Source organism: Luteibacter pinisoli (assembly GCF_006385595.1).
Classification (GTDB): domain Bacteria; phylum Pseudomonadota; class Gammaproteobacteria; order Xanthomonadales; family Rhodanobacteraceae; genus Luteibacter; species Luteibacter pinisoli.
The window spans coordinates 2,620,854-2,633,025 of the sequence record NZ_CP041046.1 but is presented as its reverse complement, the minus strand read 5'-3'; the positions used below and the strand labels follow the sequence as shown (position 1 = coordinate 2,633,025).

Sequence of the window (12,172 nt, the reverse complement as noted above, 5' to 3'; positions counted from 1 at the left end):
GCCTGAAGCGCGCGAAGGGTTTGGCTCTCTGGTTATATCGAGCGTCGCCTGTCGCATGGCGTCGTCCAGGCTGCCCACGGTCATGCCCCTTGACGGTCGGTCATCCGACGTTACGGTGGGGATTCCCCAACGAACGGACGTTCCCCATGCCATTCCCGAGCGACAAGGTGTACCTCGACGTGTGCGTCCGGCTCGGGCGCCTCATCGGCCGGCGCGTCATCAAGGCCAGGAAATCGAAGGCAGGTTGGCAGACGGGAACAAAGTTCATCCTCCTCTCCTCCGACATTGATGCCGTGGCCTGTGACACATTGACCGATGCCGCACTCGATTTGCGCTGGCACATCGGGAAATGGCTGGACACCAAAGGTGCGGACATCTTTTGCAAGGCGGTCGAACGAGGTGCCGTGACCGCCGATGAACTCATCCTCATTGCCGGTGACGAAGACCACCGTCTGCGTGCGCTGCGGGACAAGGCCCATCTCGGGCTCGGGGTTCCCCAGGCACACACGTCACGGGAAACGCGGCGTCTTTGAGACGACCGGACGGGTCGGTCGTGCATATAACCGAAAAGCCAACCATCCTGTCTTTCCGGTGATAAATCCCCGTCGTTGGTGACCCTCGGTCGCAGCACGGACACGGCGCAACACCGCGTGGTCAATGCGATGGGCAGTCGGTCGCACGCATGTTTCCCACACCGGCCTTCGACCCTACGGTGGGGCATCTCCCAGGGACCCCGACCATGACCATCCGACGACGCCTTCGCCGCAACACCCACGTCAAAAGACCCGGGATGCTCTCTGAGCCCTGTCGGTCAGCCATCGCCTCGGGCAATGTGCGAGGCGCCAGCGAGCATCTCGCCGACGGCCTCGACGGTGCGATGGAGGGTTACTTCTGGGACGACCCCCGGGAGGCCCGGCTAAAGCGCCTCACCTTGCTGTCGTTGGCAACCCTCGTCGATTCCAGGCGCGACCAGCTCCTCATGCTGCCCCTTGTCTTGTCCCGGACCGGCAACGTCAACCAGGTCGATTCAGCAGGCCGGACCCTGCTGCACTTCGCAAAGACACGGCGTGTTGCGCGGTATCTCCTCGAAGCCGGTGTCCCGGTCGAAGAGGGCATGAAAGAACCCTTGCTTGCAGCGCTCAGCGCGGAACCGGGTATTGCGTCATTCGACGACGATATCCCCCTTGCATTTGTCGACCTCCACGGCCATGAGCCGTCCATCCTCGCCTGCGTCCGTGCAATAAGTGCGGAGCGCAGCCCCATGCCCGGCTCGGCGGTCTTCCATGAATCCCACTGGCATCACGTGATGCCGGGTGACACGTGCGATGCGCTCCGTGCGCTGCCAAAAATCCACCAGCAACGGGCCGAAGCGTCCATTCGCATCACGGCCGACCTCGTGGCCCTCGGCAACGAGGGGCGTCTTGCAGAGGCGGGCCGGCTGCTGATGGACAACCTTGGTGTGTTCGGCGCGCAAGACCGCCCCGCACCCCGGGTGGAGATGAGCCTCCGCACCGCTCTTCGCGATGCGCTCGAACAGGGCAGGTCCGACCACGTTTCCCGGCTCGTGGCGCTCGGCGCGGACATCTCCACCCTCTGCTACGCATATGACATCCCCGAGGAGGGTGGTGCCTGGCGGTTCGCGCGTATCTCCGCACTGGGCCTTGCCGCCCTCATTGCCTGCGAGGCCTTTGGCGGGGAGGACGACCAATCACTCGGGAAACGCTCCCTTGCCGCGCTCGCCCACATGATGGAAGCGGGCCCGGCCGGTGGCATGCATGCGGAAGGGGGCGGGACGCTGATGCACCTCGCCCATCACCCTGACGTCGCCCGCTGGCTGCTCGAGCACGGTGCCCCGCACGATGTTCCGGACCTTGCCGGACGCCTTCCCGCCGATGTCTTGCCCTCGTCCATCGGGCGCCTCATCGAAGCCCATCATCTGTCGAAGACGTTGGCGACGGCCAAAGGTGAGGTGCGCAGGTCCGGGCGGTTGTAGCGCGTCCGGTCCAGGTCCGGAGTCTCAGCATCGCGGGCCCCGAAGTCTGAAGGACGTCGGTGCGCAAGAGCTTGAGCCCTCGCCGTCGTGCACCGTCGGTTCAGCATTGTGATGGCAACCAATGTGCTGGAGCTGCATGAAACGTCACGTGTAACGCGCACCAGTCGTTACGGGTGACGCTCTGCACATAGGCGAGCCGTGACCGGCCCATCGACGTATTGCCAACGCCCTTGACGACGTGCCAATCGTCGTTAGCTTGGATGGATTCCCCTGCAGGACGTTCTCCATGACGACACCACCGCTTGTACAAACAACCACCCGACCTGACCCGGCGGATGTTCAAACGTTGTTTCTGGAATGGCTCAGCACTTTTGACCTTGCCAGTTTGATGGAGGTCCTCGATCAGGGCGCCGACCCCAACGTGGAGGGGGACAGGTATCAGGCGGTCGACGGGATGGTGTATGAGGATCTCACCGCTGTCTCGCTTGCCGTGCTGCTCGACGCCGACCACGGGCAACTGCTGCTGACACCGCTCCTGCTCAACCACGGTGGGAACATCCGCCAGGTCGATTCAAAGGGCCGCACGTTGCTCTCCTTTGCCTTCCACCCCCTCGTCGCCGATTACCTGCGTGCGTATGGCGCACCCGAGCCCGAAGGCCCGCTGCCCGACCTCCATGCGCCCGTCTTGGGTCTGGCGCCGAAGGCGTCAGGCGAGGCCGTCACACGTTGGCCAGACCCCATCCCCGACGACGAGTGTGAGGCACTGGTCATGGGCATCTTCAAGGACGAGATGGACCGCCTCGGCTACTTCCGGGAGGGGGTGCCCGAAGACCCTGGCGCGTCCTGGCGGCCGGGTGGGCCGCCCATGACCGCGAGGCTCAATCCGGCCGTCTTCATGGACGACCCCGTCTGGCACGACGATGTGGTGCGTGTGAGCCGGCTCCTTGAGCTCGGTGGCGCACACGGGCGAAGGTGGTGTCACTTCGTTTTTGAACGCGGGGCAACGGCGGAGACGTTCGACGGAATCGGTGCGGTGGGCTTTGCGATGCTGGCCGACTGCCTGAACGGGGAGGCGACTGGCGCCCCGCCGTCTGACGAGGAGTTCTTTGAGCGTGTCGGGAAGCCGAACCTGTTGCCGCTCTTTGCCGGGCGGGTGCCCCTGACCGGACCACAGGACGGGCAGGGCAACACGCTGCTGCATCTGTGCCGTGCGCCGAGAATGGCCGAATGGCTGCTCGACCACGGATTGCCCCTGGATGCCACCAACGATGCCGGTGAGCGACCGTTTGAGGTCCCTCATATGCCGCAGGACGTGCGCACCGTCCTCGAACAGGCAAGGCTCAGGCAAACGGTGAACGATGTGCCGGCAGCAGAGCAAACAGGGCACGAACGGAGCAGGCAGCGGCTCTGACCGGGAGTGCCCGTCTGCAACCGGGCGGGGTGGTCCGATGCATCCCCGGCACGAGCACGGGTTGAGTGCTTCTCCGAGGTCGGCCTCTCCGATTGCCGGAGCCGGTCATGATGGACGGCCAACCCAACCGTCGCAGCATCTGAGACCCGGCCCGTGCACCCTTGCCCAAACCAGGGGGAGGGTCCGATGAGTTACGAGACAAGAATGGTCCTGCGCCTTGCGGCACCAGGCGTGCTGGTCTTCGTTGCCGGCATCATTCTGGCCGTCGCGATGGACGCGCTCGGCAGTCTGCCTGTGGCCATGGGTGGGCAGCCTTTCCTCCCGGGCGTGGGAGACGACCTTGCGTTGGGGACCGGTGTTGTTGCGTTGCTGGTTTACGCCGGCCGCATGCTTCGCTACTGGCGCTGGACCCGTGGCGACACTGACATCTGCTTTGTGTGCAGTTGCCTTCTTGGGCAGGAGCGGCACGGCCGCTTCGGGACCTACCGCAAATGCCTCGGCTGCGGGAAAAAGCACGCGGTCGGACGGCTATGACGAGGAAGACGCGCTCACGGTTCGGGGCCCGTTTCCTCACGCTCCCGGTCCTTTCCGTTGTCATGGCCGGAATTGCCCTTGGCGTCTCCGTCTACCAGGCCGCCACATCCCGCCACTACAGCAATCTGGCGGTCCGGCCACACGTCATCATCACCCCGTACACCGAGGGTCCCGGCATGCGGACCGGGCTCTACCTCGACAACGACGGACTTGGGCCGGCCCTTCTCAAGGACATCCGCATCACCGTCAGCGGGCAGACGTTCCATGGGTTTGGCAGCAGTCCGCTTGCAGACGCCGCCAAGGCCGCCGGCCTCAACCCGATGTGCTTTGCGCGGTCCTGGCCGAAGGAGGGCGCGTGGCTCAAGGTCGACCATGAAGTGCCGTTCCTTGCCCAGACGAAAGCGACCGACGTTGCGCTGTTGTGCACAAAAGAGGCACTGCGCCTGGTCACAATGGTCGACATGAAAATCGAGGTCGACTACGCAGACCTCGACGGGGAGATGCACCAGTTCAAGGGTGACTCCCGGACCAATGATGCGGACGCCTTTGCGCTGTCGCATGAGTTGGGCAATTGAGTTCACCCGCTGCCCGGTACGCAGACGGCGGCTCGTCGTGCTCAAAAGTCGATGATCGGACGTGACGGTATATCTTTCGGTGCTCATGACTCGCTGGGTTGAAGGCGCGTTTCCCTGTTCGCGATGGCCGGGGACGGCCGACACGAACCAGCGCCTTCAACGAAGCTCTCTCGTTCCCGCAATCGGACGCCGGCATCTCGGCGCAGCAGCCTTGATGAGGCGAGCGGCATTGATGTCCCGCTCGTGACTTGCTCCACACGCGGAACAAATCCACTGCCTTACCCGCAGCCCGGTCGACCCTTTCGGGCCTGTGCGTGACAAGCACGCACTGCAGGTCTGCGTCGTGTACTTCTCATCGACCACGTCCACACTTCTGCCGGCCCGATGGCCCTTGTAGTGCAAAAATGCTTTGAGCTGTCCATGCGCGGCATCCCGGGCAGATTTCGCCCGGGTGCCTGCGCCAAGAAACGCTGTACTGACGTCGCCGATTTTGATCCATTGTCCTTGGGAGACCAGGGCGCTGGACAGTTTGTGGTTGTAATCCTGCCTTTGGTTCCTGATTTTCTGGTGGAGCCGTTTCGCTTGCTTCTTGTGTCCCGCCCGCTGCAGGTTTCCAAGCTTTGCCTCGTTGTCCCGGTATGACCGGTTGGGTTCGAAAACCTGTCCTTCACTGGTCGTCACCACCGCTTTCAGCCCCAAATCGATACCGAGGCACTCGATGGGCGCCACCGGCAGTTGCGGGATCCCATTGGCGTCAAACGTGGTGCCTGCCGGATAAGGCATTTGCACCGGCACATTGAGGAACCATTCGCCAAGCGCGTTTTGCGCAAAGTTGCCAGAGCCAAGCTTTGCGCCTGCCATCAACCGGTGTTCCAAAAACCGGTCCATCTCGAACAAGCGGATGGATTTGCCCATGAATCTGAGGCGGTTTCCCTTCAGGCGTAGATTTGCCGCTTTGAACGGGATCCACCCCAACGCCCGTCGTCGCCCACCACTGGCCCGGAACCGCAAGACCGGCTTCCGGAACTGGATGCGCCGTGTGACAAGTTCTGCATTGACCCGTTGAATCACATCGCTGCCGATGCGCTCAAAGCAGTCCCCTGCGCCGACGGCCAACTTGTCCAAATCATAGGCCGACAACCACCGGCCGCCATCGTCATAGGTTTGTATCGCGCGACGGCTGGTTTCATTGGCCCAGTTCCACGCGGTGTTGACCTCACGGCAAGCCTGGTCGAGCCATGCCCATGCATTGGGCTGCACCTTCAGGTGCAAAGTCACTGTCTGCATGAGCGCGTTTGTCACCAAAGGGCCTGTCGTTGGTTGGGTCACTTTCCAACGTAACGAGGTCCCGTCGATCGTCAAGGGGCCTCAGGGCACGTGGGACTGGGCAGAATGTCGCGGCAATGACCTGCGGGGCATCGACAAGGGCGGGACGAAAAAGCACGGAACGAGCTACGTCATGAGGTAGGAGATTTGCCGCGAACCACTCTGCAGTGCATCCGGGGACAAAAGGGTCGAATCCATCCGGGTTTCTTGGTGGTGGATTGACCCCTCGTACCTGCTGGCCAACATCCAGCCGAAATGGCTGCGTACGTGTGATCTGTGCATGATGCTGTTTTTCGGGGCGGTGTTCGGACTCGTTCTCCAGTGGCCGTTCCAGTAGGTGCAGCGAAGGTTGGGGCACGCGATGTGCCCCAACTTTTGCGCGGTCAGCCAGGCGCGGAGAGAGATAAGGATCAGGGCGTTTTTTCCGAGGCCAGCGGCTTGTTGAGCTCGTGCTCGGCAAAGTGGCGTGTCCAGAAGCCGATGGCCCATCCGGCCATGGTGTAGAAAAAGAGGGTTAGTGACATGGGGTGCACCTTTGAAGGGGAGGGAGCTCCACTGTGCGTCGGGAATGCATTCCGTCAAGCGGCCGGACCACGTGTCGTGCAAGACAGAATGCCGCGCGTCCGGCGTTCTTTTGTTACTCGTAACGCTTCGCTTGCGTAACACGTAACGCGGACCGCCCCCGGCCCGCTACGTTGTCCGAGTCCCCCTTGACGAACGGCAAAATCACGCCAGGCTGGAGATTTCCCGACAAGGATGCCTCCCATGACGACCATGCCCGAACGCCTGCCCCAGACGACCACGACCACCAGGCCCGATAAGGCGACGCGAAGGCTGGTCTCGATGCTCGACGACCCGGACGGTGTCCTCCAGGACATCGTCCAGCAAGTCGGGTTGGGCGCCGGGCTGCACAACGAGTGCGGTGAGTTCGACTGCGGTGACGACAATGAATGGACAGACCTGACGGCCATGTCCCTTGCCGTGCTGGTCGATTCCGACCGCCACCAGCTGCTGCTGGTCCCGCTGCTGTTGAACCTTGGGGGCGACATCAACCAGGTCGACTCGAAAGGCCGGACCCTGATGTCATTTGCCTTCCAGGGACCGGTTGCCAGCTATCTGCACGACCAAGGTGCGCCACTCGAACCCAGCGTCGTCGCGGCATTTGCCGCCATGGAGGACGCGGGTGCCCCCTTCGACCTTGCGATTGATGAGCCCATGGTCCCCGACACCGAGTGGGAGACACTACTGCCCGCCTGGCTGAGAGACGACATGGCCGCAATCGGCTATTTCAAGCCCGAGGTGGCAAGCTCGGTCCTCTCCCATGCCGGTCGCCATCCCCTCATCGCCCGCTTCAGCGCGGCACGGCTTCTTGCAAGTGCCGTGTACACAAGGGACGCCTCACGCGTCAGTCGCCTTATCGGACTCGGTGGCCACACGTTCGACCTGCGCCATCCCTACGCCATCGAGCGGGAAGGCCGGAAGTATTTTTTCAGGGAGCTCACCACCCTTGGGTTGGCCGTCCTCATCGACGGCGAGGAGGGTGGGGACGACGGCTTTGGCGGACCGGACGGCGAGCCGCTCATGCTGCCGGCGTTTGCCTCGGCGACGGATTTTTTGGGTGCCCAGGACGACAAGGGCAACACGTTGCTCCACATCACGAAGTCTCCCCGCATTGCAGAATGGCTTCTGCGTTTGGGTCTGCCGCTCGATGTCAAAAACAACAAAGGTCAGACACCGCTCGACGTTGCAACTGCTGCGGTCCGGGCCGTTTTCGAGCAGAAGGGTCTTGACGATGGGCTTGCGCCGGCCGGTTCCGACAGCGGGACGCCGGCGCAAAAGCGACTCTGACCTGCCGTCGCCCGAGTGGGCGGCGTCTCACGGAGACCAGCCACATTGCCTGAATCAGATGCCGCGCATGGGGCCGCTCCGTGGGGTGCCGAACTGTAGCGGGCCGCAAACGTCGTCCTTGTGACCTGCGTCTGTATCAAGCGGCACAACCGAACCGGTGTCAGAAGACGTCAAGCCATGCAGGAAAAAGACAGCGCGAGCGGCCTGGCTCACGCCTCGGTAGCCTCCGGATTACCCCGAACGGCAAGCCGTGGGTCAATCGCAGCCATGGCGTCGAGTGTCGCGAGGCTTGCACCGCCATCATCGGTCATCAGGTCCAGTGCATCGGCCAGTTCCTCCGGCAGCTCGGGAAGAAGGTCGCACCAGCGGTTCACAGGCTCTGGGAGGGTGGGGAATTTACCGTCATTCAACACAAGGAAGGCAACGAGCACTCGGGCAAAATTCCGCGTCTTCCCCCGCTCGAAGGCATTGGTGAACAACGTTTCGCAACGGCCGTTAGCGGCGATGGCGGGGGACGCTTCCTTCAGCGCGTCCCTGTCACCGAGTTTGCAGAGCCGCACCAATATATAGACGGCCGACACACTTGGTATCGGTCCAGCGCCGTTCATGCTCCGCCCAAGCTCTTTGACGAACTCCGTCCCCCACTGCACTTCGATGCGCCGGGCAAGCACGCTGCGAAAGAGTGTTTCAAATTCCGGAGAGTCGGCGTAGCGCAACAGTTCGCCGGGAATATCGCCCTCGGTGTCCAGGAAGGGTAGGGCAGGACTGTCCGCACCCAAGGCGTTCAGCACGTTCAGGAGGTTGGCAGCCGTGCCGTGAATGAGGATAGGCCGATGTGGGCCTACGGAGGGCACACTATCATTGGCGAGAGACGTCTCGAGTGCACGCACGAGATCAAGCAGGCCATAAAACGCCGTCTGTCCCGGTGCTTGCCTCTGCCCAGGTCCGAGCCGTTGCAGGTACAGATTGACCAACAGCAGCCTCGCATCGAGAGACGTGTTCAGTATCATGTCGGCAAGGACCTGCGTCCGGTTGATTACATCGCTGTCCCCGATGCTGCGGGCAAGTGCCTGTGCCAACAAGTCGAACGCTTCGCGTAGCCGGTCGCGCAAAGAATCAGCAAGTGTTGCTGCAAGGGCGGCCGAGTTGAGGATGATGCGGGCCTCAGTCGGTTGCAAAAACGCAGCGACAAAACGGTAGAACGTGCCAGGAAAACCAGCCTTGTACGCCATCCCTGAAAACGCCTTACTGTCTTCCTTCTCAATGACCTTGGGCAACGCCCGCTCTATCAGGACGTCAACGCCGGTGTCGGGGCTGACGCCAAAGTGCATGGCGCAGACCTGTTGGGCCCAGTCGGGTTCGAGTTCTGTAAGCAGGGGCTGGCCCTCGGTCATGCGCCAGATGTCGGCGTCGATTTCCGCTTGACTGATGGCGTAATGGAGCATCGCCGCACAGCCTGCGCCATGGCGCGCCCACAGCAGCCAGAGTACGCCGAAGCGGTTGACGATGGCATTGATTCGCCGGGGCGTGACAGGGTGTTCGTTACGGGCAAGTTCCGAGTCCAGGAGGCGCTCGAGGACACTCACAGTGTCCGCATCCATCCAGCCGCCGAACATTCGCTCGATGCTTGAGCGGAAGTGGCTCCGCCATTCGGTAAAGAGCGGGCGCGGCAGGCGCACTGTCAAATCAAACGTCTTGTCAATGAATGCTTCGGTGAGAACGGCACCATGCTCCTTGTGCTGGCGACGCAACGCGCTGTCATCGAGAGGTACTAGGATGGTGACGCCCCGGAGTTGGTCGCTCCGCGTCTGGCCATCCGGGCCGAGGAAGAGGCTTCGCATCGTGGCCAGCAGCTCGATGGCGTCGCCGTCCGGCAAGCGGTCGAGGTTGTCGATGACCACGAGCAGGCGACCCGTCTGTCCTTCTTCGGCATCGACTTCCGTCAATCCCGCGTGGATGATTTTCCGCACCAAACGCTGGAACTCCATCGTCGTCGGCACGGGGTCCTTGATAATGCGCCGGGTAGTGTGTTTTGCCTCTTCGCGCAATGCGTACAAGAAAGGCGATTGTTTATCTTCGGCTTTTTCCTCGTCTGTCTTTGGGTGTTCGAGGCGCTCCCTGGCCGCACCCGGTTCATTGTCCGGGGCGACGGAGAACCATTTCACATAAAGAGCGGCGGCGAGCGGGGCGAACATACACAGCGTACCAACTGTGGCAATCCATCCGGCACCAATCGACGGCCACGCCCTGCCAAGCACATCGCACCGACCCAGCAGAAGTGTGCCCACCGGCACCCCGAGCGCGCCATACACGACTGGCACGAAGCGCTTTGGAATCTGGCGTACCTCGATCGTTCGGGTGCGCTCCGAGCGACCGATGATTCGGTCAAAGTCGTCCCGCCACGTGGCATAGGCGTGGTCTTTGAGGCCAGCAAAGAAGGCCACCAGGGTTTCGATGAACGAACGCCGTGGTGCATCGCTCTGGTGCATCCAAGCGTCGAATGTGAACACTTCGCAGTGGTGTCGACCTTTGGCGCGATGCAACCGGCGGCCAAGAAGCGCCACGACCGTCGACTTTCCGCTGCCCCAGGGCCCCAGCAGGCCGACGACCTTGATGGTGTCGTTCGACACGATGTTGTGCGCGATGAGCGATGCAATACGTCGGTGCGCACCCCCAAACGAGTCCTTCTTGGCTGGCGCATCCTGGATGAAGGCAAGGGTCTTGGGAAATGGCCGGCGCGGCGTCTTGGGCGACATGGTCAAAGCATTCCGTAGCGTGATGGCGGGTTATCGGCCGGCCGGAGGAATTGTTGAGCGGACCTGTTTTCGCAACACGGGCGCGTTTCCCAGCCGCAGTGGCCTGGCCAGGCACACCTCGCACCGCAGTGCATAAGTCATATTCCAATATCTGGCGAAAAACACGCCAACCCGATGGGACACAACGGCTGACGTGTGCGGGCTGTGCAAGGGCGAGGAATTTCCCGCGCTTGTACCGGTGCGTGAGGGGCATCATGTGGTGCGCTTGCACCCATCCCTGGACGTCCCGTGGACAAGAGCCGCTTCCCCCTCGCGCTGTATCTCCTCACCCTCAGCACCTTCGTCATCGGCACGTCCGAATTCGTCATCCTCGGTCTTCTCCCCGACGTCGCACGAGGTGTTTCCGTCTCCATTCCCGCCGCAGGCTGGCTGGTCAGTGGGTATGCGCTCGGCATTGCCATCGGTGGTCCGCTACTGGCGGTCCTGACGGCGCGCTTCCCGCGAAAGGTCACCCTCATGCTGCTCATGACGGTCTTCCTTGTTGGCAACCTGCTCTGTGCCATTGCGCCTTTTTACGGCGTCCTTATGCTTGCCCGCGTGGTCGCCTCGCTCGGGCAGGGTGCCTTCTTTGGTGTCGGCGCGGTGTTTGCCGCAGGCCTCGTCGAGCCCAAACGCCAGGGCGCGGCGATTGCGGTCATGTTCGCGGGCCTGACGTTTGCCAATGTCATCGGCGTCCCCATCGGCACCGCCATCGGCCACTGGGGCGGCTGGCGCTCGCCGTTCTGGCTCATCGCCGCTGTCAGTGCCCTGGCCCTGGTCGGCCTGTGGCGTCTGCTGCCGCGCCGCCATGATGAGCAGAAAGTTGATGTGGGGACCGAATTCCGGGCCCTCGGCGACGCACGCATCTGGTCGGCACTGGCAACGACCGTGCTCTTTGCCACCGCCATCTTCACCCTGTTTACCTACGCCGCACCCATGCTCGGCGAGCTCACCGGTGTCTCGCCCAATGGCATCACCTGGAGCCTCGTCCTCCTGGGCCTCGGCCTGACGCTTGGCAACGTCCTCGGCGGCCGTCTTGCCGACAAGGGCATCATCCGCGCGCTGACGATCATCGCACTCGCCATTGCCGTCGCTTCAGTCGCCCTCCGTTGGCTGTCGCCGACCCTGGTCACGGCCGAGTTCGGCTGGTTTGCCTGGGGCGTGGTGACGTTTGCCGCCGTGCCGACGCTGCAGGTCAACGTCATGCGCTTCGGTGGTGCGGCGCCGAACCTTGTGTCGACCCTCAATATTGCCGCGTTCAATGCAGGCATCGCGCTCGGTGCCCGCGTCGGCGGAGGCCTGCTCTCATCCGGTTTGGGTCTCGCCGACCTGCCGGTCGCAGCGGGCCTCATCGCTCTGCTCGCCCTCGGTGGTGTCCGGGTGACCGACCGTCTGGCACGCCGTGCGGAGCTCCGTCTGGCGGCGGCCTGACTGCGCCTCGCCGGGTGCCGCCTCGCACATCACGTTTGCGCCGGCGACGATGACTTCTGCCGTGTCGGCGTGAACGCGTCCGCGCTGGAAGCGCCACTCGACGCGGCCGTCCTCGAGCGTCCGGACGGTGATGTTCCGCGCCACGCGGTGCGCATCGTGCCGCTCCGGTCCCACGCGAAAGACCACGAGTGGCCCGACCCGGCAGGTAAAAGTGAAGTCATGCTCGAACGAGCCGGCAACCGGGCCGTCCGACGGTGTG

At 63.0% G+C, this 12,172-nt stretch carries 9 protein-coding genes; 7 read left to right on the top strand and 2 right to left on the bottom strand.

Features of this window, described 5'->3' with window-relative positions; translation table 11 throughout:
- Positions 1-146: 146 nt before the first annotated feature.
- From FIV34_RS11930 to FIV34_RS11910, 5 genes are all read left to right on the top strand, one after another.
- Positions 147-533, top strand: coding sequence for a hypothetical protein (locus FIV34_RS11930; protein WP_139983022.1), 387 nt, complete (start codon positions 147-149; stop codon positions 531-533).
- Positions 534-739: 206 nt separating this feature from the next.
- Complete coding sequence (locus FIV34_RS11925) at positions 740-1,993, top strand: hypothetical protein (RefSeq protein WP_139983020.1); 1,254 nt, start codon at positions 740-742, stop codon at positions 1,991-1,993.
- Between the two features lie 286 nt (positions 1,994-2,279).
- A complete protein-coding gene (locus FIV34_RS11920; RefSeq protein WP_139983018.1) occupies positions 2,280-3,404 on the top strand; it encodes an ankyrin repeat domain-containing protein in 1,125 nt (374 codons plus the stop codon).
- Positions 3,405-3,590: 186 nt separating this feature from the next.
- Entirely contained in the window at positions 3,591-3,938 is a 348-nt protein-coding gene (locus tag FIV34_RS11915) for a hypothetical protein (protein ID WP_139983016.1), read from the top strand.
- A 62-nt stretch (positions 3,939-4,000) separates the two neighbouring features.
- Positions 4,001-4,513, top strand: a complete 513-nt coding sequence (locus FIV34_RS11910; RefSeq protein WP_139983014.1) for a hypothetical protein — start codon at positions 4,001-4,003, stop codon at positions 4,511-4,513.
- A 156-nt stretch (positions 4,514-4,669) separates the two neighbouring features.
- Here the strand turns inward: FIV34_RS11910 and FIV34_RS11905 are convergent, their stop codons facing one another.
- Positions 4,670-5,800, bottom strand: coding sequence for an RNA-guided endonuclease InsQ/TnpB family protein (locus tag FIV34_RS11905; RefSeq protein WP_139983012.1), 1,131 nt, complete (start codon positions 5,798-5,800; stop codon positions 4,670-4,672).
- Positions 5,801-6,604: 804 nt separating this feature from the next.
- Between FIV34_RS11905 and FIV34_RS11900 the strand changes: the two genes are divergently transcribed.
- Positions 6,605-7,687 carry an ankyrin repeat domain-containing protein gene (locus FIV34_RS11900; protein ID WP_139983010.1) on the top strand — a complete coding sequence of 361 codons (1,083 nt, stop codon included), beginning with the start codon at positions 6,605-6,607 and terminating at the stop codon, positions 7,685-7,687.
- Positions 7,688-7,896: 209 nt separating this feature from the next.
- Here FIV34_RS11900 and FIV34_RS11895 read toward each other — a convergent pair whose 3' ends face one another.
- Positions 7,897-10,443 carry a P-loop NTPase fold protein gene (locus tag FIV34_RS11895; RefSeq protein WP_139983009.1) on the bottom strand — a complete coding sequence of 849 codons (2,547 nt, stop codon included), beginning with the start codon at positions 10,441-10,443 and terminating at the stop codon, positions 7,897-7,899.
- A gap of 288 nt (positions 10,444-10,731) precedes the next feature.
- Between FIV34_RS11895 and FIV34_RS11890 the strand changes: the two genes are divergently transcribed.
- Positions 10,732-11,913 (top strand): MFS transporter, encoded by a 1,182-nt coding sequence (locus tag FIV34_RS11890; protein ID WP_139983007.1) that lies wholly within the window; start codon positions 10,732-10,734, stop codon positions 11,911-11,913.
- Positions 11,914-12,172 lie beyond the last annotated feature (259 nt).